Consider the following 23,558-nt stretch of genomic DNA (forward strand, 5'->3'; position numbering starts at 1 on the left):
ATTGGTTCAACTAATAATCAGAGGAACCCCACCTCTGATTAAAGTTTCACTTTATTTACTAGATGAAGTTTGTTTCAATACAAATTGCTCAATTGCATGAGCAACACCGTTTTCATTATTTGTTAATGTAACAACGTCACATAATTTTTTTACGTCTTCTTCAGCATTTCCCATTGCAACTGATAAGCCGGCTACTTGTAACATTGGCACATCATTAAAGTTATCGCCGATTGCAACAGTATCTTCAATTGGTATATTGAAATAAGCTGCCATTTCTTGTAGGCCGTTCCCTTTATGACCATGCTTATCCATAATTTCTACATTAGTAGGGGCTGATGCGGTAACTGAAATATCCGTATCTTCTTGTAAAGTTTGCAATAGCTGCGAACGATGAGCAGCATTAAATGTCAAAATAAAGAATTTAGATATTTCTAATTCTGGATTATTTACAACATCTTCGATTTTTTGGAAATCAGTAATTAAGTTTGATTTCTTTTGTTTTTCTGTAATTCTTTCAAGTTCCTCAAGTGTAACATCTAGTGTATGCTTGCTTTCTTCGAATGCCTGCATAACTTGATCTTGCCATGTATAAGGAGAGTAAACCCCTTTATTTGTGTACAACTTATATGGAAAACCTTCAGATTCTAGTAACTTTGCAAGCTTGTATACTTTATCATTTTGTAAACAACGCGAGTTAATTACTTTTCCATCCACATAAACAATTGCCCCATTGCTTGCTCCAACTGGAAGAGCTAGTTTATATTCTTCCAATAATTTTAAAGCGTCCTCTTTCGCGCGGCCAGAACAAATCATTACAATATGACCAGCTTCTTTTGCGGTTTGGATAGCTTGTAAGTTCTCTTTGGAGATTTCAAGATTAGATGATAGTAGTGTACCATCCATATCTAGTGCGATTAATTTCAAAATGACCACCTCTTTGTTTCCATTATACATAGTTATATAGAGGAAACATATAAACTTATCTTGGAAAGATAGTATTTTATCCCGCATTAATTTCTAGTAAAAGTGCGATTGGTGAGGGGGAATAATTAGTAGGGAATGGAACTCTCGTTGATTAAAGTTTCACTTTGGTTTTTAACAAAATAGAGATGAATAATATTATATTTCGCTTTATGACCTTAATGTTACACTAGTGTTACAAATGTAATTGTAGTAGAAAACGCATTAAAACAAGGTTTTTGAGTGTTTATTTAAAAAAACGTAAAAAAAGTGTAATAAAATTTACGTAATTATATTGCAACGTAATAATAGTTATGTTACATTAATGTTACAAACGTTACGTAATTAATTTCAATGTAACGTTAACATGAAAACTATGAACTAAACATTTCTTAGAAATTACATATAGATAACTTACAAAAAAAGGAGAATGAATGATATGAACAACGAGCAAGTATTAAACGTAACAAAAGGTGACTTCTTAGGATCAGCAAGCGGAGCGGTAGTATTAACAGCATTAATCGTATTTCTTTCAAGCGTATTAGTATAATAGAAGTTTTGTAACAAAAATAAGAGAAGGGAGAATGAAAATTATGAACAACGAGCAAGTATTAAACGTAACAAAAGGTGACTTCTTAGGATCAGCAAGCGGAGCGGTAGTATTAACAGCATTAATCGTATTTCTTTCAAGCGTATTAGTATAATAGAAGTTTTGTAATAAAAATAAGAGAAGGGAGAATGAAAATTATGAACAACGAGCAAGTATTAAACGTAACAAAAGGTGACTTCTTAGGATCAGCAAGCGGAGCGGTAGTATTAACAGCATTAATCGTATTTCTATCAAGCGTATTAGTATAATAGAAGTTTTGTAAAAAAAGATAAATGAAGGGAGAATGAAAGATATGAAAGAGCAAGTATTACAAGTAACAAAAGGTGATTTCTTAGGATCAGCAAGCGGAGCAGTAGTATTAACAGCATTAATCGTATTTCTATCAAGCGTATTAGTATAATAAAAGTTTTAAATTGTACAAAATGAAAGGAGAATGAGGAATATGAACAGTGAACAAGTGTTACAAGTAACAAAAACAGATTTATTAGGATCATTAGGCGGAGCGGTAATATTAACATCATTTATTCTATTCCTTGCAAATATATTAGTATGAAAAATATAAATACAATCATTCAAAAAAAATAAAGACTCTAACATATTAGTAAGTAGTTAATATGTTGGAGTCTTTTTTGTTTTCCTCTCATATATACCTTCAAGTATTAATATTTTCCCCTTACTTTAAAGAGAAAAAAGTCGAATTTTATATGTAAGAAAAAAAGAGGAATTTGACAGAAAAGATAGAAAATTTTAAAGGTCGGAAATTGTTAGCTTGCTAACTAATTTCTATTAATTGATGTTGGAAGCGTTTTCGGTTGGTTTTAAGTATGGACCATTTAATCTATTTACAGGGGGATGAAGATATTATGAAACAAAAATCTATGGATACGCTAGCTGCACAAATGGAGGACTTTTTTCCGGTACGTGATGTAGATCATTTGGAATTTTACGTAGGGAATGCAAAGCAATCAAGTTATTATCTTGCGAGAGCGTTTGGATTCAAAATTGTAGCTTATTCTGGATTAGAAACAGGAAACCGTGAAAAGGTATCTTATGTTCTTGTGCAAAAAAATATGCGTTTTGTTGTGTCTGGAGCTTTAAGTAGCGATAGTCGTATTGCAGAGTTTGTAAAGACTCATGGTGATGGAGTGAAGGATGTGGCTTTACTTGTTGATGATGTTGATAAAGCCTACTCTGAAGCTGTAAAACGTGGCGCTGTTGCGATTGCTCCTCCTGAAGAGTTAACAGATGAGGAAGGTACCTTGAAGAAAGCGGTTATTGGTACGTATGGTGATACAATTCATACGCTTGTAGAGCGTAAAAATTATAAAGGAACATTCATGCCAGGATTCCAAAAGGTTGAATTTAATATTCCATTTGAAGAGTCTGGTTTAATTGCTGTAGACCATGTAGTTGGTAACGTTGAGAAAATGGAAGAATGGGTTAGTTATTATGAGAACGTCATGGGATTTAAACAAATGATCCATTTCGACGATGATGATATTAGTACAGAGTATTCGGCATTAATGTCAAAAGTTATGACGAATGGAAGTCGTATTAAGTTTCCGATTAATGAACCAGCGGATGGAAAAAGAAAATCACAAATTCAAGAATATCTAGAGTTCTATAACGGAGCAGGTGTACAGCATCTCGCTTTATTAACAAGTGATATTGTAAAAACAATTGAAGTACTTCGTGCAAATGGCGTGGAGTTTTTAGATACGCCAGATACGTATTACGATGAGTTAACAGCACGTGTTGGAAAAATTGATGAAGAAATTGATAGATTAAAAGAATTGAAGATTCTAGTAGACCGTGACGAAGAAGGTTATTTATTACAAATCTTTACGAAACCAATTGTAGATCGTCCAACTCTATTTATTGAAATCATCCAACGTAAAGGTTCTCGTGGATTTGGCGAAGGGAACTTTAAAGCGTTATTCGAATCAATTGAAAGAGAACAAGAGCGTCGCGGAAATTTATAAAATTTGTATCCACCAGCAAGAGTTCCTTTGTTGGTGGAAATTTCATTTTCATAGGGAGGAATCACGATGAAATTTGTTACATTTCGTCTCCCATCGAAAGAAATGCGAGCTGGATGGCTTGAAGGTGACAAAGTAATCGATATGAATCTTGCAAGTAATGGACAATTACCTTCTTCTATGTTCGCCTTTTTAGAGAAAGCAGATGAGTATGTAGAAGTATTGCGTAATATTAAGAATCCTGAAAAGGGTATATATTCCTTAGAGGAAGTTCAATTAGCAGCGGCAATTCCTAATCCGAGTAGCATTCGAGATTTTTATGCATTTGAGCAGCATGTAAAAACAGCTCGCGGACGAAGAGGGCTAGATGTTGTACCTGAATGGTATGATATCCCGGTTTTTTATTTTACGAACCACCGTGCTGTTATTGGACCAGATGATTTTGTTATTGGTCCGAAGAAGTCTAAAAAGCTTGATTATGAGTTAGAGATTGCTTGCGTAATTGGGAAAGAAGGACGAAACATTTCTCGTGAACGAGCAGAGGAATATATTTTTGGTTACTGCATTATGAACGACTGGAGTGCAAGGGACTTACAAGCAACAGAAATGAAAGTGGGACTCGGTCCAGCGAAAGGAAAAGATTTTGCAACTTCATTAGGAGCGTATCTCGTTACGAAAGAGGAATTAGACGTTTATCGTAATGGTGATCGTTATGATTTAGAGATGACTGCTCATGTAAATGGGCAACTGTTATCAAAAGGGAATTTCCAAGATATTTATTATGCATTCTCTGAAATGATTGAACGTGCTTCGGAAGATGTTACGTTATATCCAGGGGATGTTATCGGGTCTGGTACAGTGGGAACGGGCTGTATTTTGGAGCTTGGTACGGAAGAGTGGCTGCAAGATGGAGATGTTGTAGAGCTGTCGATTACGGGTTTAGGTACGTTACGTAATACGGTCAAAAAAGAAATGGAAGCAGGTGATGGGCATGTTTTATCGTCACATGGGGGAGCTACCTCATAAACGACATGTACAATTTCGTAAAAAAGATGGATCGCTTTATCGTGAGCAGGTAATGGGGACAAAAGGTTTCTCTGGTACCCAGTCTATTTTGTATCATCATTATATGCCAACAGAAGTAGGGCATGCGGCATTATCGCATTCTTGTCAGTTACAGTATGAAGAGGATGTTACTCTTGCTCATCGCCACTTCCGTACGAAAGAAAATAAAAAAACTGGTGATGCAGTAAGCGGAAGAAACTTTATGCTTGGGAATGAGGATTTATTAATTGGAGTAGTGAGTCCAACAGAAAAAATGGATTATTTTTACCGTAATGGTGATGGCGATGAAATGTTATTTGTTCATTATGGAACAGGAAAAATTGAAACGATGTTTGGAACGATTCACTATAGAAAAGGTGATTATGTAACAATTCCAATTGGAACGATTTATCGTGTTATTCCAGATGAGGGAGAGACTAAGTTTCTTGTTGTAGAGGCAAATAGCCAAATTACAACACCAAGTCGCTATCGCAATGAATATGGGCAATTGTTAGAACATAGTCCGTTTTGTGAAAGAGATATGCGTGGACCGGAGAAATTGGAGACATATGATGAAAAAGGTGAGTTTGTCGTAATGACAAAGTCGAGAGGTTATATGCACAAGCATGTGTTAGGGCACCATCCGTTAGATGTTGTTGGATGGGATGGGTATTTATATCCGTGGGTCTTTAATGTGGAGGATTTTGAACCAATTACAGGTCGTATTCATCAGCCACCACCAGTACATCAAACATTCGAAGGGCATAATTTCGTCATTTGCTCTTTCGTACCGCGTTTATACGATTATCATCCAGAATCTATTCCGGCACCATATTATCATAGTAATGTGAATAGTGATGAGGTACTGTACTATGTAGAAGGTAATTTTATGAGCCGAAAAGGTGTAGAAGAAGGTTCAATTACGCTTCATCCAAGCGGGATCCCGCATGGGCCACATCCAGGGAAAACAGAAGCGAGTATAGGGAAGAAAGAGACACTTGAACTGGCTGTTATGATAGATACATTCCGTCCGCTTCGTATTGTAAAACAAGCACATGAGACGGAAGATGAAAAATATATGTATAGCTGGATTGAAGAGGGTTCATATACTGCGAAATAAGTAAAAAGAGGCATGCTCACTACGGGAGCATGCCTCTTTTATGGAATCGACATGTATAATAATACCAAAAAAAGTTATGAAAATATATATAGATATGATTGTCTGAATCTTTTTATCAAAAGGATGATAAGAGTATAGTATGTATCTCGATAGTTTTCTGTTTATTTCGACAAAAGTATTGACTAAAAAACATGCCGTGGGTAAAATGAAAAAAATAAATTAAATTTTCAGAAAACTAAAATCATGGAGGAGCACAGTATGAAGCAAATTTTTCAAAAGAAGCCAATTTCAACGTTACTGCAAGAAAGTAAACAAAAGACATTATCGAGAACGTTAGGGGCACTTGATTTAACAATGCTTGGAATCGGAGCAATTGTTGGAACTGGTATTTTTGTTCTTACTGGCGTTGTAGCAGCGAAACATTCTGGACCAGCTATTATATTATCATTTGCTATAGCTGCATTAGCTTGTGCCTTTGCTGCATTTTGTTACGCTGAATTTGCTTCTTCAGTTCCTGTCTCAGGGAGTGTTTACACGTACACGTATGCGACGATGGGAGAAGTATTTGCCTTCTTAATTGGATGGGATTTAATGCTCGAGTATTTATTAGCCACATCTGCTGTAGCCAATGGATGGTCAGCGTATTTTCAATCGTTATTAAAGGGATTTGGGATTCATATTCCGACCATTCTCTCCTCGGCCCCTGGTACTGGAAAGGGTGGAATAATTGATTTACCTGCAGTTCTAATTATTCTAGTTATGACGGTTCTTTTATCTAGAGGTGTTCGTGAAAGTGCACGTGTAAATAATATAATGGTATTTATTAAACTAGCAGTTGTTCTCATTTTTATCTTCGCCGGATTTAATTATGTAAAACCTGAAAATTGGACACCTTTTATGCCATTTGGGTTAGATGGTGTAATGGCTGGAGCAGCTACAGTTTTCTTCGCATTCATTGGATTTGATGCTGTATCAACAGCCGCAGAAGAAGTGAAGCGCCCACAACGCGATTTGCCGATTGGAATTATTGCATCGTTACTAGTTTGTACGGTTCTTTACATTGTTGTTTCACTTATTTTGACAGGGATTGTTCCATACGGTCAGTTGAATATATCAGATCCAGTTGCTTTCGCACTTCAATTTATTGGACAAGATAGTTTGGCGGGAGTGATATCAGTAGGAGCAATTACAGGAATTACAACTGTAATGCTAGTTATGATGTATGGGCAAGTTCGTGTTTCATATGCAATGAGCAGAGATGGATTGTTACCGAAGCGTCTTGCTAAAGTTCATCCGAAATTTAAAACACCATTTTTAAATACATGGACAACAGGTATTATTGCAGCACTTATTTCAGGATTAATAGATTTAAATGTTTTAGCACATCTTGTAAATATGGGAACTTTGTCAGCATTTGCACTTGTAGCTGTTGCTGTCATTGTGATGAGACGAACTCATCCTGATTTGCCAAGGGCGTTTAAGGCGCCGCTCGTACCATTTTTACCAGCATTAACAGTTATCTTTTGCTTATATTTGATGCTTCAATTATCAGCGGCAGCTTGGATTAGTTTTGGTGTTTGGATGGTTATCGGTATAGTAGTTTATTTCGCCTATAGTAGAAAGCGTAGTGTTTTAAATAATAGTAAAAAAGAAGAAGATGTAGCAAATTTATAAATGGAAAAATCCATTCTAATTCTGTTAGGATGGATTTTTATTTTGAAAATTTACATTTTTCTGAATGTATTATAAGATAATTGTTGGCGAACTAAAGGGGTGAAAATGTGAAAAATACATGGCGTGAGTTAAGAGAGATGGATCGTAACGTATGGATTCGATTTATCGGTGAGACATTGAACGGAATTGCGATGATGATGTTAATGCCTTTTTTTGCACTATATTTAAAAGATAAGGTAGATTCTTTATTACAAGTTGGAATCATTATGGCGCTTTCTCCAATAGCTGCAAGCTTTGGCTCGCTTATAGGCGGAAGAATAGCTGATATATATGGAAGAAAGCCAATTATGATATTTTCAATGGCGAGTAATGCGTTATTAATGCTCGGTTTTTTATTTATCGAAGGATTTATTCCATACGCTATTTTATCTATTTTTTTAGGGTTAAGTAATTCTTTATTTCATCCAGCAGCATCAGCGATGGTTGCAGATGTGACGGCGCCAGAAAAAAGAACAGAAGCATATGGTTTATTGCGAATGGGACACAATATTGGTGCTGCAATTGGACCGATAATGGGAGCATCAGTAGTTGTTTTATCAAAGAACCTCGTGTTTATTATTGCTTCATCCGCTATGTTGTTTTATGCGCTACTAGTGTTAGTACTTATTAAAGAAACAATGCCAAAAATTACGGATATGACGGAAAAAAGTAAAGAGCAGGAATCCGGAGCAGTTTGGAAAATTTTAATGAGAGATAAGGCGTTAATGATTTATTTGTTAGCGGGGATCATTATTTCTATGGGGTTTTCTCAAACAGAAGGCATGTTACCGCTTCACTTTGATAACGAAATGAAGGATATTTTTGGAGTCAACAATCCATACCCATATTTAATGGCATTAAATGGTCTATTAGTTGTTTTATTTCAATTTCAAATTTCAAAATGGGCGACAGATAAACCTGTTGGAAAGACGATGTTATACGGTGCGTGTTTGTTCGGAATTGGTTTGTTTTTTATAGGATGGTTACCGAAGTGGTTTGGAGAATATGATACAAATGCTACAATTATTTTAATGACGTTAATGTTTGTTTATGCCATATATACGTTAGGCGAGATGATTATGTCGCCTGTACAGATGACGTTTGTAGCGAATTTGGCCCCTGAGCATTTGAGAGGAACCTATATGGGGGCGGCGAGTTTGCAGTGGATTACAGGAAGTGCATTCGGTCCACTTCTTGGTGGTTTTTTATTGGATCGTTTGCTTGGTCACTACTTATTTACAATTTTAAGTGTAGGGTGTGTAGTTGCAGGCTTTGTATATGTTTCTTTAGATCGTCTTGTTGAGCAGAGGCAAAAAGATACGCCTACAAAACAGTCTTCTTAATAAAATGAAACTTTAATCAGTGTTTTTTCATTCTCCACAAATGGTAGGGTAATATAGATGACATACACACAAAGTGGATTTCTACATATTTTAGGTACATAACTAGATTAGATAGCAATTTTGCTCTAAAGTTTAATTTTATTTAGCTGTGTAGAAATTAAAGAGAAAAAGTGTAGAAAACCAATAAGTGGTGTCTTTTAATTATTTGTGGAAGTTACATTTTATTTCAAATAGGAACTACCTATTTTTATAAAAAGTGCTAAAATAGAAAAATGAAAACAATTGGTTAGGGTGATTTCAGTGACAAAAATTAAATTAGGTTTATTATACGGTGGAAAATCAGCTGAGCATCAAGTTTCGTTACAAACGGCTCTTGCTGCTATTAAAGCATTAAATCAAGATAAATTCGAGATTCATCCAATTTATATTACAGAACAAGGCCAATGGATGCGTGGAGAGCGTATTGAAGGCGAAGTAACAAATGTTGAGGCATTACAAATGAGTGGGGAAGAGAATACAATTTCTCCTGTATCATTAAGTACAGAAATTATCCCAACGGCAACTTATAAACAAGAAGATGCAATTGATGTTATTTTCCCATTATTACATGGACCGAATGGCGAAGATGGAACAGTACAAGGGTTATTAGAATTACTAAACATTCCATATGTAGGTAACGGTGTATTAGCATCATCTGCTGGTATGGATAAAGTTGTTATGAAAAATATCTTTGCAGAAGCTGGATTGAAACAAGCGAAATATGCATCTTTCATTCGTAGTGCATGGGAAAAAGATCGTGAAACAGCGTATGAAAAAGTAGAAGAAGTATTAGGATATCCTTGCTTCGTAAAACCAGCAAACCTTGGTTCAAGTGTTGGTATTAATAAGTGTAATGATCGTGAAGAGCTTGAGAATGCATTCGAAGAGGCATTCCAATTTGACCGTAAAATTATTGTAGAAGAAAATATTGTAGGTCGTGAAGTAGAAGTTGGTGTATTAGGTAATGATGAGCCGAAATGTTCAGTTGTAGGTGAAATTGTACCGAAAAAAGATTTTTATGATTACAAATCGAAATACATCGATGGTGATACAGCGTTAATTATTCCAGCTGAAATGACAGAGGAAGAGTCTAATGTAATTAAGCGAGATGCAATTATCGCATTCCAATCATTAGATGGTTCGGGCTTAACACGAGCTGATTTCTTCTTAACGAAAGATGGAGAAGTATATATTAACGAAGTAAACACAATGCCAGGATTCACGCCGTTTAGTATGTTCCCTCTATTATGGCAACATACAGGGTTACCGTATCCGGAATTAATTGAAGAGCTAATTCGCTTAGCGATTGAGCGTCACGAAGAAAAACAAAAAATTAAATATACAATCTAACAAAAAGGAGGAAGCACTATTCGAAGGAATAGTGCTTCCTCTATGTAAGGAGTGTTTTCATGATAAATCGAACGTTAAAACAAGTAGAGCAGATGATAAATGGTACTGGATTAGCAGAGCGGTATGAGGGAATTACTATACAAGGAGTGTCTATTGATACGAGGAAAATTGAAAATGGAAATTTATATGTTCCAATTCAAGGTGAACGTTTCGATGGACATGCTTTTGTAGACAAAGCTGTTGAAAATGGGGCGATTGCTACATTATGGATGAAAGATGTAGAAAACCCACCTGAAAATCTTCCGGTTATTTTTGTAGAAGATACACTAGCAGCATTGCAAATGTTAGCGAAAAACTATCGTGATCAATTGGATGTAAAAGTTATTGGTGTAACGGGTAGTAATGGTAAAACATCTACGAAAGATATTGTAACAAGTATTCTTGCGACTAAATTTAAAGTTCAAAAAACAGAAGGTAATTTCAACAACCACATCGGTTTACCTCTTACTATTTTAAATTTAGAGGAAAATACAGAAGTAGCTGTATTAGAAATGGGCATGTCAAGCCGAGGAGAAATTGAATTTCTATCTAAGTTAGCTCGTCCTAATGCAGCTATTATCACGAACATTGGTGAGGCGCACTTAATGGATTTAGGCTCTCGTGAGGCGATTGCTGAAGCAAAGTTAGAAATTGTTACAGGTTTACAAAAGGGTGGCGTGTTCGTATATAATGGAGATGAGCCGCTATTAACGAATCGTGTTCCAGAAATGAATTTAGCAGCTGAAACAGTTACATTTGGTGATGCGAGAGCAAATGATTACTATCCAACTACTGTAACATTGCAGGCTACTGGGACACACTTTAAGATGAACAGGGATGAAACTTTGTCATTCTATTTGCCAGTACTAGGAAAGCATAATGTATATAATACGCTTGCTTCAATGGCAATTGCAAAACATTTTGGTGTAACGTGGGAAGAAATGAAACAAGGTTTAGTAACACTTCAAATGACAGGTATGCGTATGGAAATTGTAAAAACAGATAGTGGTTTAACAATTATCAATGATGCTTATAATGCTAGTCCAACAGCTATGGAAGCTGCGTTCCACCTAATGAATGGTTTAGATGGATTTGCTAAAAAAATTGTTGTGCTTGGTGATATGTTAGAACTTGGAAATCAAGAAGTGCAATTTCATTATGAAGTAGGTAAATTAATTGATCCAGCAAAAATTTCATATGTATTCACATATGGTAAATTAGGGGCTCAAATTGCTGAAGGTGCAAAAATTAATTTCCCTAAAGACCGTGTAAAAGCGTATGATAGTAAAGAAGAGTTAATAAAAGAGTTGCAAGCAGTAGTCGGTACGAAAGATGTTGTATTAGTAAAAGCATCTCGCGGCATGAAATTAGAAGAAGTAATTACGATGTTGAAATAATTGGTGTATATAAATAGGGATGATAGCCACGAAAATAGTGGAAACTTATAATAAGCGCTTACAGTAAACGATAAAAAAATAAAAGTAAAGAAAAAAGCTCTGAATATGAAATAAGGTAACAGTTGGGGTTTGCTTTTTACACCTACAAAACTTATAATTGATAAAGTGTAATAACGTTTAGAAGTATTTTCGTGAAGAATATACGCCCGGTTATATACGTAAGTATTCAGGAAAATGGCTTTTCCGCAAGTTCGGAAAACGCCTTTTTTTAAATGATAAGTATAGGATAGAAAAGGAGAAGTAACATTGACAACATTTCGAGAACTAGGATTAAGTGAGTCTTTACTACAATCTGTTGAAAGTATGGGCTTTGAAGAGGCTACGCCGATTCAAGCTGAAACAATTCCACATGCATTGCAAGGTAAGGATATTATTGGGCAAGCGCAAACAGGTACAGGGAAAACAGCAGCATTCGGATTACCACTATTAGATAAAGTGGATACAAATAAAGAAGCAGTTCAAGGTATTGTTATCGCGCCAACGCGTGAATTAGCAATTCAAGTTGGAGAAGAGCTATACAAAATTGGTAAACATAAACGTGTTCGTATTCTACCAATTTATGGTGGTCAAGATATTAACCGCCAAATTCGTGCTCTAAAAAAACACCCACACATTATTGTAGGTACGCCGGGTCGTATTTTAGATCATATCAACCGTAAAACACTTCGCTTACAAAACGTAGAGACTGTTGTTCTTGACGAAGCGGATGAAATGTTAAACATGGGCTTCATTGAAGATATTGAAGCGATTTTAACAGATGTGCCAGAAACACATCAAACATTATTATTCTCAGCGACAATGCCAGATCCAATCCGTCGTATTGCTGAGCGTTTCATGACTGAGCCTCAACACATTAAAGTAAAAGCAAAAGAAGTAACAATGCCAAACATTCAGCAGTTCTATTTAGAAGTGCAAGAAAAGAAAAAGTTTGACGTGTTAACACGCTTACTAGATATTCAATCTCCAGAGCTTGCAATCATATTCGGTCGTACAAAGCGTCGTGTTGATGAATTATCAGAAGCATTAAACTTACGTGGTTATGCAGCAGAAGGTATTCACGGTGACTTAACACAAGCGAAGCGTATGTCTGTATTACGTAAATTTAAAGAAGGTACTATTGAAGTTCTTGTTGCAACAGACGTTGCTGCACGTGGTCTTGATATTTCAGGCGTAACACACGTATACAACTTCGATATCCCACAAGATCCAGAATCATACGTTCACCGTATCGGTCGTACTGGTCGTGCTGGTAAAAAAGGTATTGCAATGTTATTTGTAACACCACGTGAATCAGGACAATTAAAAAATATCGAGCGTACAACAAAACGTAAGGTTGATCGTATGGACGCACCGACACTTGACGAGGCGTTAGAAGGTCAACAACGTTTAATCGCTGAAAAACTTCAAAGCACAATTGAAAATGATAACTTATCATACTACAAGCGTATTGCAGAAGAAATGTTAGAAGAGAATGATTCTGTAACAGTAGTAGCTGCTGCTTTAAAAATGATGACAAAAGAGCCGGATACAACTCCGATCGCTTTAACATCAGAACCACCAGTTGTTTCAAGAGGTGGCGGTGGCGGTTCTAAAAAACGCGGTGGTAACGGAAGTGGATACCGTGATGGTAACCGTAATCGTAGTCGTGATGGACGCGGCGGTGGCGATGGTCGTAACCGTGATCGCAATCGTGATGGACGTGGAAGCGGAAGTGGCGATGGTCGTAACCGTGATCGTAATCGTGATGGCGGTAGCCGTGATGCTGGTAGCCGTGATGGTAACCGTGGTCGTAAAGGTGAAGGTCGCCCTGGATCTTCAAATGGACGCGGCGAAAGAAAACATCATAGCCGTCCACAAGCTTAATAAAAAAGAGAATGCCCTTTGCTGGCATTCTCTTTTTTTATTTCTGTAATTGTGCATACTACATAGTAACTCGTATAGAAATGAGGTGCTATATGCTTGTAAGACTTGGGTATGTTGCGATGAGTGTACATTTGAAGAATGCTTCTCCATCTCAAACGATGACATATGCACAGTTTCAGCGGATTGATGATCGAGAGGCTGCAATTCGTAAACTTGAAAGAATCGCTAATTCGAATTTGGAAAATTGCTTACGGTTATTAAAACATAATAAAGGGCATGATATATCTTTCTTTCGACTTAGTTCCAAGCTTATTCCTTTAGCGAATCATGAGGAGTTGTTAGATTGGAACTATATTCGTCCGTTAAAAGAAAATCTGAAAGAATTAGGTGAATATGCAATTCGTATGAATATGCGAATTGACTTCCATCCAGATCACTTTGTTGTACTAAATTCACCTGAGGAGAGTATTTTCAAACAATCTGTAAAGACATTGCAGATGCACAAAAAATTGTTAAAGGGTATGGGAATTGAACATAAGCAACGATGTGTATTACATGTGGGAGGAGGTTATAAAGATAAGGAGCTTGCATTAGAACGCTTTATAGAAAATTGGTCAACTGTTCCAAGAGGTATTCAAGAGATGATTATATTAGAAAATGATGACACGACCTTTTCTTTAGAAGAAACATTGTATTTAGGTGAGAAATTAGACATTCCAGTCGTGTTTGATTTGCACCATCATATGATGAATAATGACCAGGAAGATTGGCATGAAGATTGGGCGCGTGTTGTACATACGTGGGAATCGTCTTTGTTACCAGTTAAAATGCACATCTCCAGTCCTAGAGATGGAAAGAACCCGAGAGCACATGCAGATTTTATTGATGTAGATACTTTCTTATCTTTTTTGAAAAAGATAAAGGGGAGTGTTCCGCGAATTGATTGTATGATTGAGGCGAAGAAAAAGGACGAGTCTTTATTTCAACTAATGAGAGAGTTAAGTAAACAAACAGATGTGGAAATTATCGATGGTGCGAGCTTCTATGTTAAATAAGCTCTGCGCCATCGTTTTTTTTTGTCCCGCTATTTGCCGGGCAGTAAGACTCCCGCCTCAAAATTCGGCGAATGCGAGGGAGTTAGGTGGGAGCCGGGCTGCCCGTAAAAGCCCGATTGGTGCGGGCTAATAATCAGTGGGGGATGGAAAATATCCCCACTGATTAAAGTTTCACTTTATTAAAAAAGGGGTGCACATGCCGCCGATTATTAAGCCGGTTAAATGGCTTATAGGATTGGCAGAGGGATTAAAGAAAGTAAATAGTAGTAATATAAGTATCATTATTGAAAAAATAGCGATGTCTCTTGGTTTTGAAGAACGATATCGACTATACAATAAAAATAATTGGGCGCCTAGTAATCCGAAAATACCACCAGATGCTCCGGCGTGAATATATTCAAGAGGCATAATAATATAAGAAGAAATATTCCCGAGAATGCCAGAAAGGAAAAAAATAATGATGAAAGAAAAGTGTCCTAGTTGTTTTTCGATAGAAGAACCAAATACAAATAAACAAATACTATTAGAAAGGAAATGTTGTAAGTCTACGTGTACAAGTAAGGAAGTTATGACACGCCACCATTCTCCTTTAGCGATATATTCATTGTAGGCTGCCAGGTGAAAGAGGGAAAAGTCGCTCAATATAATCATGACTAATTGTATAAGAAGTAAAGAAATGATAATCGGTTGTAAGGAAATGCGAGTGGATGGTATTAGCATGTTGTTAGTATCACTCCTTTTGCATCAGAAAGATTCTCTGTTATTCTTACAATATGAATGAAGAAAGCTAAATAGAAGAAGGGGATTTTGAAATGATTATAGGGATTGGAATCGATATTATTGAGTTAAATCGAATTGAAAAAATGCTAGATGGAAAGCTTAAATTTATGGAACGTGTTTTAACTGAAAGAGAACGTAGTGTTGCCGAGGGGCTGAAAGGAAGTCGTCTTACAGAATTCGTAGCTGGAAGATTTGCAGCAAAAGAGGCGTATTCTAAAGCGGTAGGGACCGGTATCGGGAAAGAAGTGAGTTTTTTAGATATTGAAGTAAGGAATGATGATAGAGGTAAGCCGATTATCATTACAAATACAGAGCATATTGTTCATTTATCAATTAGTCATAGTAAAGAATTTGCCGTTGCTCAAGTTGTTTTGGAAAGCTCGTCACGCTAGTCTGCATATTTTATATCTTTGTCTCATATATTTGAGGTAGCGATAAGGAAGGCATATCTTCCATTCATTTATAGGGGCAAAGGGGCTGAAGTGATGAAAAGGCGTCTGTTTTTAGTTCTTGTCGGTTTATTGACCGTTTTTGTGTTGGCGGGTTGTATGGAAAAGAAACAAGAAGATGTTGTGAGAGATTTAGAAACGAAAGTTAAAGGTATGAAGAGTTATCAAGCTGAAGCGAAATTATCTATTAAAACAGGAAATGAACCTCAAGAGTACAATGTAGAAATTTGGCATAAAGAACCTTCGTATTATCGTGTGAATTTGCAGAATGCGAAAAAGGATCAGAGTCAAATTATTTTAAGGAATGATGAAGGTGTATTTGTATTAACACCGGCACTTAATAAGAGTTTCCGTTTTCAAAGTGATTGGCCGCAAAATAGTAGCCAGGCTTATTTATATGAATCACTTGTAAGAGATATTTTGCAAGATAAGAAAAATCTCTCTTTCGAGAAAACAGATAAGTATTATGTGTTTAAAACAAAAACAAATTATCAACATCAAAATATGTTGCCGAAACAAGAGATTAAGCTGAATAAAAGTGATTTAACACCAGTTTCTGTGAAACTGATGGATAATGATCAAAATGTCCTTGTAAAAGTAGATTTCACTAAAGTAAAATTTGATGCAAAGTTTGATAAAGGTGCATTTGATACGAAACAAAATATGTCTAGAGCACAAGTGGATGTTCAGACGGCAGCGAAAGAAGACAAACCGTTTGCTATTTTGTATCCACGTGATACACCGCAAGGTATGACTTTGAAAGAGGAAGAAGAGTTGAAGACAGACAGTGGCAAGCGTGCAATACTCACATACACTGGAAGTAAGAAATCCTTTACTTTAATACAAGAAAAGTCAAAAGTTGCAGAGGCCTCATCGGCGGTAAGTGTAAGTGGAGAGCCGGTTGATCTTGGTTTCACGATTGGTGCATTGACGAAAGACTCTGTAACGTGGTCACATAACGGAGTAGAATATATGCTCGTGTCTAAAGGTTTAGAGCCGAATGAGTTGTTGATGGTTGCTCGTTCGGTTACAGCGAAGCAGGTGAAGTAAACTTCTTAGACGTGGTGATATATGTGCACCACGTCTTTTCTTAGTTTGAAGGTGGATTTCATAAAAGAAGCATATAAAAGAATAAGCTTCGCATATCGTGTATAAGGAAGTGTATTTATGGAAGAAGCACCGTTTTACCGTGACACTTGGGTGGAAGTGGATTTAGATGCGATCTATAACAATGTTACGCATATTAAAGAGTTCATTCCAAGTGATGTAGAAATTTTTGCTGTAGTTAAAGCGAATGCATATGGGCACGATTATGTACCAGTGGCTAAAACCGCATTAGAAGCAGGGGCAACAAGATTAGCAGTTGCTTTTTTAGATGAAGCTTTAGTGCTTCGGAGGGCTGGTATTACTGCACCGATTTTAGTATTAGGTCCTTCCCCTCCTCGTGATGTAAATGTTGCTGCTGAAAATGATGTAGCATTAACTGTTTTTCAAAAAGAATGGGTAGAAGACGCGATAAAGCTCTGGGATGGTTCATCAATAATGAAATTCCATATTAATTTTGATAGTGGTATGGGGAGAATTGGAATACGCGAACGCAAAGAATTAAAGGGGTTCTTAAAGAGTTTAGAAGGCGCGCCATTTTTAGAGTTAGAAGGAGTATATACACATTTTGCAACATCCGATGAGGTTGAGACTTCTTACTTTGATAAGCAATATAATACGTTCTTGCAGCAGTTAAGTTGGTTGAAAGAATTTGGAGTGAACCCTAAATTTGTCCATACAGCCAATAGTGCTGCAACGTTAAGATTTCAAGGGATTACATTTAATGCAGTGCGAATTGGTATTGCGATGTATGGACTATCCCCATCTGTAGAAATACGTCCTTTTTTACCGTTTAAATTGGAACCAGCGTTGTCACTTCATACGAAAGTTGCTCATATTAAGCAAGTGATTAAAGGGGATGGGATTAGTTATAATGTCACATACCGAACGAGAACCGAAGAATGGATTGCGACAGTTGCGATTGGGTATGCAGATGGCTGGCTTAGAAGATTGCAAGGGTTTAAGGTACTTGTAAACGGTGAAAGAGTACCGATTGTAGGGCGAGTGACAATGGATCAATTCATGATACATCTTCCTTGTGAAGTGCCACTTGGTACGAAAGTTACACTCATTGGGAGACAAGGTGATGAGTATATTAGTGCTACCGAGGTTGCTGAATATTCCGGGACTATTAATTATGAAATTATTGCAACGATAAGCTTCCGTGTACCGAGAATATTTATACGACACGGTAAAGTTGTAGAAGTAATCAATTATTTGAACGATATATAGAAGGAGGTATTATTACTCAGCATCTCGTCATTTGGAGGAGTTTCACTAATAAAGAATAGGCTCTTTTTCGCTGGGGAGCTTCTTTTTATACTTGTTATTAATATAAGTTGCAATGAAATATTACTGAAGGATTGCTTTATTTCTTGTTTGAAAGAGATAAAAAGTAAAAGAAGATGAATGTTTTATTTATGAATTGGAAAACATAAGCAAGGAATAAGGAAGTCTTTGCAACAGGCTCCATACAATGGTATTATTACAATAGGTGTCATATATATATTTGGGTGTGTAGTTGACGGTGGAGGTGTATTTTTGTGTCCGAATCAAGTGTAACTACTGAAATCGTGGTTCGGTTGCCAAAGCAAATGGTAACGGAATTGGACGGAATTGGAAAACAAGAGAATAAGAATCGCCATGAACTAATTTGCCAGGCAACACAACTGTTATTGCGTCAACATAAGACGAAGAAACGCTACCAACATGAATCAATGCGACGTGGGTACATTGAAATGGGAAAAATTAATCTTGGTATTGCATCTGAAGCTTTCTTAGCAGAGTATGAAGCAGCTCATACAGTAGAACGCTTAGTTAGCGGGGGGTAATATTTTGATTGTAAAACGCGGCGACGTGTATTTTGCAGACCTTTCCCCAGTTGTTGGTTCTGAGCAAGGAGGCGTTCGTCCGGTTCTTGTCATTCAAAATGACATCGGAAATCGTTTTAGTCCGACTGTGATTGTAGCGGCTATTACTGCACAGATTCAAAAAGCGAAATTACCCACTCATGTGGAAATTGATGCGAAAAAGTACGGTTTTGAGAGGGATTCTGTTATTTTACTTGAGCAGATTCGAACAATCGATAAGCAACGCTTAACGGACAAAATCACTCATTTGGATGAAGTGATGATGAGTCGTGTAGATGAAGCGTTACAAATTAGTTTAGGACTAATAGATTTTTAAATCGGCAGTTTAAGTTGCTCTCTTTACAGGGCAACTTTTTTTTATTATAGAGGAGGTTACGGTTGGATATGGAAATGGTAGATAATCGACAAGGGTTAATGAAAATGTTAGTGAAAGAATTAGGCTTTACAGAAAAGCAAGTTCGTCATGTTATTCAATTAACAGAAGAAGGTAACACAGTTCCATTTATCGCTCGTTACCGAAAAGAATGGACAGGGTCTCTTGATGAGGTGCAAATTCGTGCAATCTTAGAAAGATGGCAATATATGATGCAACTAGAAGATAGGAAAGAAGAGGTTCTTCGTCTTATTGGTGAAAAGGGTAAACTAACCGAGGAGTTGCGTCGTCATATTGTTGCTGCAACAAAACTTCAAGAAGTAGAAGACTTATATCGTCCATATAAAGAAAAAAGAAGAACGAAAGCTACAATTGCTAAAGAAAAGGGATTAGAACCGTTAGCTGAGTGGCTATTATTATATAAAAAAGAAAATCCAGCAGAGAAGGCTATGGAATTTGTTAATGCAGAAAAGGAAGTGGCGTCTGCAGAAGATGCGTTGCAAGGTGCGCAGGATATTATTGCGGAACTTGTTTCGGATAATGCGGCATATCGTAGTTGGATTCGCAATACTACTTTTCGAAAAGGGATTATGTCTTCATCTGTAAAAGATAAAGAAAAAGATGAAAAGAATATATATGAAATGTATTATGGCTATGAAGAACCGTTGCAAAAAGTAGTGCCGCATCGTGTACTAGCTATGAATCGTGGTGAAAAGGAAGACGTATTAAGAGTTTCTGTTATCACGCCAATTGAAGAAATTCTTCAGTTTTTACATAAAAAAATGATTCTTGATGAAGCTTCTAAAAGTGCGCATTATGTACAATTAGCGATGGAAGATGGATATAAGCGATTAATTCAACCTTCAATAGAAAGAGAAATTCGTAAAGAATTAATGGAAACGGCCGAAGAACAAGCGATTCATATTTTCTCTGAGAATTTACGTAATTTATTATTACAACCTCCGATGAAAGGGAAAGTTGTGTTAGCGGTAGATCCAGCATATAGAACCGGTTGTAAATTAGCTGTAGTAGATGATACAGGGAAAGTTCTTCACATAGATGTTATTTATCCGCATCCGCCTGCTCGTAAATATGAGGATGCAAAAACGAAAATCATTTCAATTATAGATAAATATGAAGTTGAAATGATAGCGATTGGAAATGGTACAGCTTCGAGGGAAACGGAAGAATTTATAGTAGATGTATTACAAAATGTAGAGCGAGATGTATTTTACATTATTGTAAATGAAGCGGGTGCTAGTGTGTACTCAGCATCTGATGTAGCTCGCGAGGAGTTTCCAAATTTACAGGTTGAAGAAAGAAGTGCTGTTTCAATTGGGAGACGTCTACAAGATCCGCTTGCAGAGCTTGTGAAAATTGACCCTAAATCTGTTGGAGTGGGGCAATATCAACATGATGTATCTCAAAAGAGATTAAATGAATCATTAACATTTGTAGTAGAGACGGCAGTTAACCGAGTTGGTGTTAATGTAAATACAGCTTCAGTTGCATTGTTGCAATATGTTTCGGGATTATCAAAAACAGTTGCGAAAAATATTGTAGCTAAGCGTGAGGAAGATGGGAAATTCACGAAGCGTACTGAATTAAAGAAAATCCCACGTTTAGGTGCAAAAACATATGAACAATGTATCGGGTTTTTACGTATATTAGAAGGAGCGAATCCGTTAGATCGCACAGGGATTCATCCAGAACAATATAAAAATGTTGAATTGCTATTGAAGAGCTTAGGGTTATCAAAGAATGATGTGGGGAAACCAAACTTGCAAAAGAGTTTCGAAGGAGTAGATATTTCTAAATTATCTCAAGAGACGGAGATTGGTGAGCCGACATTAGTTGATATTATGGATGCTTTAATTAGCCCGGAGCGAGATATGAGGGATGAGTTGCCAAAGCCACTTCTGAAAAAAGGGATTTTAAAATTAGAAGATTTAAAGCGTGGTATGGAATTAGAGGGAACGATCCGCAATGTTGTTGATTTCGGTGCCTTTGTTGATATTGGTGTGAAGCAAGATGGTTTAGTACATATTTCTAAACTAAGCAAACAATTTGTAAAGCATCCATTAGATATTGTATCCGTGGGACAAATTGTAAAGGTATGGGTAGATGATATTGATACGAAAAAAGGTCGTGTTGCATTATCAATGTTACCGATTGAATAGTAAGAAAAGAGAGCAGATGAAACTGCTCTTTTTTTATGAACTGGAAAGTTTAATTGATTATGAGCTTTGATGTATTTTACTATAATAAAACCAGCATTCATTTAGTAACTTGATTTGATACCGGTTTTTCTCAAAATATGCACGTTGCATTTGCTTCTTTAGCCACGTGGGCATAGGAATCCCTCCTTGTTTAATCCTGCTCTCAAAAAAAGTAGCTCCTTTTAGTTAAAGTAACTTTGATGAGAGGTTGGTGAGTGGATTTCTAGCAATGCTGCATTTTTAGAAATCACGCTTCTTGAATGAGGATGGGTATATGTACTATTTACTATATGTATAAGAAGGGAGAAAAGTGTGGAAATATTTTTTAGTTTAGGAGGAATGAGAATGGATGAGCAAGAAATTCAGCGGTTAGTGGAAGAGGTATCGTTACAATGCTTTGGAATGCCGTTTTTACATAAAGCGATGTTTAATAGTAGGTTACGTACAACTGGTGGGCGCTATCTATTGAAGAATCATAATATAGAATTGAATTATCGATATTACGAAGTATATGGAAAAGAAGAGTTAGTCGGGATTGTTAAACATGAACTTTGTCATTATCACTTACATATCACAGGAAAAGGGTATAAGCATCGAGATAGAGATTTTCGTGAGTTATTAAAGAAAGTAGGTGCACCACGTTTTTGTAAACGAATGATTAGTGAGGAGGAAACGAAAGTTTTTATGTATGAATGTATGGGGTGTTCTTTTCAATATGTAAGAAGACGTCAAATAAATACACAAAGATATGTATGTGGAAAGTGTAAAGGACAACTAAAACTGGTAGTGAAAACATCTTGACAGTGAAAACGCAATCCAGTATATTATAAACATGTCACGTTTGCGCAAGATGTTGTGAAAAAACTTCTTGACTTACGATGAGAATTTTTATAAGATACAAATTGTCTTCATTATTCCGCAGTAGCTCAGTGGTAGAGCTATCGGCTGTTAACCGATCGGTCGTAGGTTCGAGTCCTACCTGCGGAGCCATATACAGAGAAGTACCCAAGTGGCTCAAGGGGCTCCCCTGCTAAGGGAGTAGATCGCTAACGCGGTGCGAGGGTTCGAATCCCTTCTTCTCTGCCATACATATTGGCCCGTTGGTCAAGTGGTTAAGACACCGCCCTTTCACGGCGGTAACACGGGTTCGAATCCCGTACGGGTCACCACTTCGGAGGATTAGCTCAGCTGGGAGAGCACCTGCCTTACAAGCAGGGGGTCGGCGGTTCGATCCCGTCATCCTCCACCATATAAATTATATAAATAATATTATCGCGGGGTGGAGCAGTACGGTAGCTCGTCGGGCTCATAACCCGAAGGTCGCAGGTTCAAATCCTGTCCCCGCAACCAAATGGTCCCGTGGTGTAGTGGTTAACATGCCTGCCTGTCACGCAGGAGATCGCCGGTTCGACCCCGGTCGGGACCGCCATTTTAACTTCTGCTATATAGCAGTTGTTTTTTATTGGACATTATGGTAAAATAACATTTGTCTTTGAAAAGAAGATAACTATTTCGATGGGCTATAGCCAAGCGGTAAGGCAACGGACTTTGACTCCGTCATGCGCTGGTTCGAATCCAGCTAGCCCAGCCATTTACGAGCCATTAGCTCAGTTGGTAGAGCATCTGACTTTTAATCAGAGGGTCGAAGGTTCGAATCCTTCATGGCTCACTTTTGTTTTTTTCGCGCGGTCGTGGCGGAACGGCAGACGCGCTAGGTTGAGGGCCTAGTGGGGGAAACCCCGTGGAGGTTCAAGTCCTCTCGGCCGCATCAAAAAATCTTTTAAAAAGTACTTGCATTTGAAAATGTAGTATGGTAAGATAATTGAGTCGCCAAAATACAACGACGAAAAAACATCATGAATAAGCGCCCGTAGCTCAATTGGATAGAGCGTTTGACTACGGATCAAGAGGTTAGGGGTTCGACTCCTCTCGGGCGCGCCATAACGGGAAGTGGCTCAGCTTGGTAGAGCACCTGGTTTGGGACCAGGGGGTCGCAGGTTCAAATCCTGTCTTCCCGACCACGCGGGTGTAGTTTAGTGGTAAAACAAGAGCCTTCCAAGCTCTGGTCGAGAGTTCGATTCTCTTCACCCGCTTTTAGTTCTTTGAAAACTGAACGAAACAAACAACGTGAACGTCAATTTTTATTTTTAGATGCTAGACAAACTAACTTTATTGGAGAGTTTGATCCTG

24 protein-coding genes and 12 tRNA genes are annotated in these 23,558 nt (G+C 37.2%); 33 read left to right on the forward strand and 3 right to left on the reverse strand.

What is annotated here, in order from left to right:
- Positions 1-51 precede the first annotated feature (51 nt).
- Positions 52-924 (reverse strand): Cof-type HAD-IIB family hydrolase, encoded by an 873-nt coding sequence (locus ABH959_RS26410; protein ID WP_113938344.1) that lies wholly within the window; start codon positions 922-924, stop codon positions 52-54.
- A gap of 466 nt (positions 925-1,390) precedes the next feature.
- On the opposite strand from ABH959_RS26410, the gene ABH959_RS26415 reads away from it, so the two are divergent.
- The 14 genes from ABH959_RS26415 to uvsE all read left to right on the forward strand — a co-directional run bounded on the left by ABH959_RS26415 (position 1,391) and on the right by uvsE (position 14,572).
- Positions 1,391-1,510, forward strand: a complete 120-nt coding sequence (locus ABH959_RS26415) for a DUF3948 family protein (protein ID WP_002009865.1) — start codon at positions 1,391-1,393, stop codon at positions 1,508-1,510.
- Between the two features lie 43 nt (positions 1,511-1,553).
- On the forward strand, positions 1,554-1,664 hold the full coding sequence (locus ABH959_RS26420; protein WP_001058532.1) for a DUF3948 family protein: 111 nt from the start codon (positions 1,554-1,556) through the stop codon (positions 1,662-1,664).
- Positions 1,665-1,707: 43 nt separating this feature from the next.
- On the forward strand, positions 1,708-1,818 hold the full coding sequence (locus ABH959_RS26425) for a DUF3948 family protein (protein WP_001058532.1): 111 nt from the start codon (positions 1,708-1,710) through the stop codon (positions 1,816-1,818).
- 35 nt (positions 1,819-1,853) lie between these two features.
- Positions 1,854-1,970, forward strand: coding sequence for a DUF3948 family protein (locus tag ABH959_RS26430; protein ID WP_002029425.1), 117 nt, complete (start codon positions 1,854-1,856; stop codon positions 1,968-1,970).
- A gap of 42 nt (positions 1,971-2,012) precedes the next feature.
- The gene (locus tag ABH959_RS26435) at positions 2,013-2,123 is read left to right on the forward strand and encodes a DUF3948 family protein (protein ID WP_001083697.1); all 111 of its coding nucleotides are present in this window, start codon (positions 2,013-2,015) and stop codon (positions 2,121-2,123) included.
- A gap of 310 nt (positions 2,124-2,433) precedes the next feature.
- Complete coding sequence (gene hppD, locus ABH959_RS26440; protein ID WP_002140158.1) at positions 2,434-3,552, forward strand: 4-hydroxyphenylpyruvate dioxygenase; 1,119 nt, start codon at positions 2,434-2,436, stop codon at positions 3,550-3,552.
- A gap of 66 nt (positions 3,553-3,618) precedes the next feature.
- Entirely contained in the window at positions 3,619-4,575 is a 957-nt protein-coding gene (locus ABH959_RS26445) for a fumarylacetoacetate hydrolase family protein (protein WP_113938345.1), read from the forward strand.
- Complete coding sequence (locus ABH959_RS26450; RefSeq protein ID WP_113938346.1) at positions 4,541-5,713, forward strand: homogentisate 1,2-dioxygenase; 1,173 nt, start codon at positions 4,541-4,543, stop codon at positions 5,711-5,713. Before ABH959_RS26445 ends, ABH959_RS26450 begins: the two co-directional genes overlap by 35 nt.
- 258 nt (positions 5,714-5,971) lie before the next feature.
- Positions 5,972-7,387: a branched-chain amino acid transporter BcaP gene (gene bcaP, locus ABH959_RS26455; protein WP_113938347.1), complete on the forward strand. Its 1,416-nt coding sequence runs from the start codon at positions 5,972-5,974 to the stop codon at positions 7,385-7,387.
- A gap of 107 nt (positions 7,388-7,494) precedes the next feature.
- Complete coding sequence (locus ABH959_RS26460; RefSeq protein ID WP_002009960.1) at positions 7,495-8,769, forward strand: MDR family MFS transporter; 1,275 nt, start codon at positions 7,495-7,497, stop codon at positions 8,767-8,769.
- Positions 8,770-9,069: 300 nt separating this feature from the next.
- On the forward strand, positions 9,070-10,158 hold the full coding sequence (locus ABH959_RS26465; protein ID WP_113938348.1) for a D-alanine--D-alanine ligase: 1,089 nt from the start codon (positions 9,070-9,072) through the stop codon (positions 10,156-10,158).
- A gap of 59 nt (positions 10,159-10,217) precedes the next feature.
- Positions 10,218-11,594, forward strand: a complete 1,377-nt coding sequence (gene murF / locus ABH959_RS26470) for a UDP-N-acetylmuramoyl-tripeptide--D-alanyl-D-alanine ligase (RefSeq protein ID WP_113710262.1) — start codon at positions 10,218-10,220, stop codon at positions 11,592-11,594.
- Positions 11,595-11,900: 306 nt separating this feature from the next.
- Positions 11,901-13,517 (forward strand): degradosome RNA helicase CshA, encoded by a 1,617-nt coding sequence (gene cshA, locus ABH959_RS26475; protein WP_002063522.1) that lies wholly within the window; start codon positions 11,901-11,903, stop codon positions 13,515-13,517.
- A gap of 92 nt (positions 13,518-13,609) precedes the next feature.
- On the forward strand, positions 13,610-14,572 hold the full coding sequence (gene uvsE / locus ABH959_RS26480) for a UV DNA damage repair endonuclease UvsE (protein ID WP_113938349.1): 963 nt from the start codon (positions 13,610-13,612) through the stop codon (positions 14,570-14,572).
- A gap of 171 nt (positions 14,573-14,743) precedes the next feature.
- Here the strand turns inward: uvsE and ABH959_RS26485 are convergent, their stop codons facing one another.
- The gene (locus ABH959_RS26485) at positions 14,744-15,292 is read right to left on the reverse strand and encodes a rhomboid family intramembrane serine protease (protein ID WP_002139859.1); all 549 of its coding nucleotides are present in this window, start codon (positions 15,290-15,292) and stop codon (positions 14,744-14,746) included.
- A gap of 92 nt (positions 15,293-15,384) precedes the next feature.
- On the opposite strand from ABH959_RS26485, the gene acpS reads away from it, so the two are divergent.
- From acpS to ABH959_RS26515, 6 genes are all read left to right on the forward strand, one after another.
- Positions 15,385-15,744, forward strand: a complete 360-nt coding sequence (gene acpS / locus ABH959_RS26490; RefSeq protein ID WP_113938350.1) for a holo-ACP synthase — start codon at positions 15,385-15,387, stop codon at positions 15,742-15,744.
- 156 nt (positions 15,745-15,900) lie between these two features.
- On the forward strand, positions 15,901-16,851 hold the full coding sequence (locus ABH959_RS26495; protein ID WP_113938354.1) for a LolA family protein: 951 nt from the start codon (positions 15,901-15,903) through the stop codon (positions 16,849-16,851).
- 117 nt (positions 16,852-16,968) lie between these two features.
- Entirely contained in the window at positions 16,969-18,138 is a 1,170-nt protein-coding gene (gene alr, locus ABH959_RS26500; RefSeq protein ID WP_002009971.1) for an alanine racemase, read from the forward strand.
- Between the two features lie 311 nt (positions 18,139-18,449).
- A complete protein-coding gene (locus ABH959_RS26505; protein ID WP_000004570.1) occupies positions 18,450-18,737 on the forward strand; it encodes an antitoxin EndoAI in 288 nt (95 codons plus the stop codon).
- A 4-nt stretch (positions 18,738-18,741) separates the two neighbouring features.
- Entirely contained in the window at positions 18,742-19,092 is a 351-nt protein-coding gene (ndoA, locus tag ABH959_RS26510; protein ID WP_000635965.1) for a type II toxin-antitoxin system endoribonuclease NdoA, read from the forward strand.
- Between the two features lie 68 nt (positions 19,093-19,160).
- A complete protein-coding gene (locus ABH959_RS26515) occupies positions 19,161-21,329 on the forward strand; it encodes a Tex family protein (protein WP_002029442.1) in 2,169 nt (722 codons plus the stop codon).
- 57 nt (positions 21,330-21,386) lie between these two features.
- Here ABH959_RS26515 and cmpA read toward each other — a convergent pair whose 3' ends face one another.
- Positions 21,387-21,503 carry a cortex morphogenetic protein CmpA gene (gene cmpA / locus ABH959_RS26520; protein ID WP_001143642.1) on the reverse strand — a complete coding sequence of 39 codons (117 nt, stop codon included), beginning with the start codon at positions 21,501-21,503 and terminating at the stop codon, positions 21,387-21,389.
- 210 nt (positions 21,504-21,713) lie between these two features.
- On the opposite strand from cmpA, the gene ABH959_RS26525 reads away from it, so the two are divergent.
- The 13 genes from ABH959_RS26525 (at position 21,714) to ABH959_RS26585 (ending at position 23,461) form a co-directional block, all read left to right on the forward strand.
- Positions 21,714-22,169 (forward strand): SprT family protein, encoded by a 456-nt coding sequence (locus ABH959_RS26525; RefSeq protein ID WP_113938351.1) that lies wholly within the window; start codon positions 21,714-21,716, stop codon positions 22,167-22,169.
- Positions 22,170-22,283: 114 nt separating this feature from the next.
- Positions 22,284-22,358 (forward strand) — tRNA-Asn (locus ABH959_RS26530).
- A 5-nt stretch (positions 22,359-22,363) separates the two neighbouring features.
- A tRNA-Ser gene (locus ABH959_RS26535) sits at positions 22,364-22,454 on the forward strand.
- Positions 22,455-22,462: 8 nt separating this feature from the next.
- Positions 22,463-22,537: transfer RNA gene (locus tag ABH959_RS26540), tRNA-Glu, on the forward strand.
- Between the two features lie 4 nt (positions 22,538-22,541).
- A tRNA-Val gene (locus ABH959_RS26545) sits at positions 22,542-22,617 on the forward strand.
- 24 nt (positions 22,618-22,641) lie between these two features.
- Positions 22,642-22,718 (forward strand) — tRNA-Met (locus tag ABH959_RS26550).
- A 3-nt stretch (positions 22,719-22,721) separates the two neighbouring features.
- A tRNA-Asp gene (locus tag ABH959_RS26555) sits at positions 22,722-22,797 on the forward strand.
- Between the two features lie 87 nt (positions 22,798-22,884).
- Positions 22,885-22,959: transfer RNA gene (locus tag ABH959_RS26560), tRNA-Gln, on the forward strand.
- A 5-nt stretch (positions 22,960-22,964) separates the two neighbouring features.
- Positions 22,965-23,037, forward strand: a tRNA-Lys gene (locus tag ABH959_RS26565).
- A gap of 16 nt (positions 23,038-23,053) precedes the next feature.
- A tRNA-Leu gene (locus ABH959_RS26570) sits at positions 23,054-23,136 on the forward strand.
- 96 nt (positions 23,137-23,232) lie between these two features.
- Positions 23,233-23,309: transfer RNA gene (locus tag ABH959_RS26575), tRNA-Arg, on the forward strand.
- A gap of 3 nt (positions 23,310-23,312) precedes the next feature.
- Positions 23,313-23,389 (forward strand) — tRNA-Pro (locus ABH959_RS26580).
- 1 nt (position 23,390) lies between these two features.
- Positions 23,391-23,461 (forward strand) — tRNA-Gly (locus ABH959_RS26585).
- Positions 23,462-23,558 lie beyond the last annotated feature (97 nt).

Origin of the sequence: Bacillus sp. RC51 (assembly GCF_044908115.1) — a bacterium.
Taxonomy (GTDB): Bacteria; Bacillota; Bacilli; order Bacillales; family Bacillaceae_G; genus Bacillus_A; species Bacillus_A mycoides.

What these genes read in the sequence shown, in the direction of transcription:
- ABH959_RS26415 (WP_002009865.1), top strand. Translation starts at nt 1,391, where the DNA reads ATGAATGATATGAACAACGAGCAAGTATTAAACGTAACAAAAGGTGAC.
- ABH959_RS26420 (WP_001058532.1), top strand. Translation starts at nt 1,554, where the DNA reads ATGAACAACGAGCAAGTATTAAACGTAACAAAAGGTGACTTCTTAGGA.
- ABH959_RS26425 (WP_001058532.1), top strand. Translation starts at nt 1,708, where the DNA reads ATGAACAACGAGCAAGTATTAAACGTAACAAAAGGTGACTTCTTAGGA.
- ABH959_RS26430 (WP_002029425.1), top strand. Translation starts at nt 1,854, where the DNA reads ATGAAAGATATGAAAGAGCAAGTATTACAAGTAACAAAAGGTGATTTC.
- ABH959_RS26435 (WP_001083697.1), top strand. Translation starts at nt 2,013, where the DNA reads ATGAACAGTGAACAAGTGTTACAAGTAACAAAAACAGATTTATTAGGA.
- hppD (WP_002140158.1), top strand. Translation starts at nt 2,434, where the DNA reads ATGAAACAAAAATCTATGGATACGCTAGCTGCACAAATGGAGGACTTT.
- ABH959_RS26445 (WP_113938345.1), top strand. Translation starts at nt 3,619, where the DNA reads ATGAAATTTGTTACATTTCGTCTCCCATCGAAAGAAATGCGAGCTGGA.
- ABH959_RS26450 (WP_113938346.1), top strand. Translation starts at nt 4,541, where the DNA reads ATGTTTTATCGTCACATGGGGGAGCTACCTCATAAACGACATGTACAA.
- bcaP (WP_113938347.1), top strand. Translation starts at nt 5,972, where the DNA reads ATGAAGCAAATTTTTCAAAAGAAGCCAATTTCAACGTTACTGCAAGAA.
- murF (WP_113710262.1), top strand. Translation starts at nt 10,218, where the DNA reads ATGATAAATCGAACGTTAAAACAAGTAGAGCAGATGATAAATGGTACT.
- uvsE (WP_113938349.1), top strand. Translation starts at nt 13,610, where the DNA reads ATGCTTGTAAGACTTGGGTATGTTGCGATGAGTGTACATTTGAAGAAT.
- ABH959_RS26485 (WP_002139859.1), bottom strand. Translation starts at nt 15,292, where the DNA reads ATGCTAATACCATCCACTCGCATTTCCTTACAACCGATTATCATTTCT.
- acpS (WP_113938350.1), top strand. Translation starts at nt 15,385, where the DNA reads ATGATTATAGGGATTGGAATCGATATTATTGAGTTAAATCGAATTGAA.
- ABH959_RS26495 (WP_113938354.1), top strand. Translation starts at nt 15,901, where the DNA reads ATGGAAAAGAAACAAGAAGATGTTGTGAGAGATTTAGAAACGAAAGTT.
- alr (WP_002009971.1), top strand. Translation starts at nt 16,969, where the DNA reads ATGGAAGAAGCACCGTTTTACCGTGACACTTGGGTGGAAGTGGATTTA.
- ABH959_RS26515 (WP_002029442.1), top strand. Translation starts at nt 19,161, where the DNA reads ATGGAAATGGTAGATAATCGACAAGGGTTAATGAAAATGTTAGTGAAA.
- cmpA (WP_001143642.1), bottom strand. Translation starts at nt 21,503, where the DNA reads ATGCCCACGTGGCTAAAGAAGCAAATGCAACGTGCATATTTTGAGAAA.
- ABH959_RS26525 (WP_113938351.1), top strand. Translation starts at nt 21,714, where the DNA reads ATGGATGAGCAAGAAATTCAGCGGTTAGTGGAAGAGGTATCGTTACAA.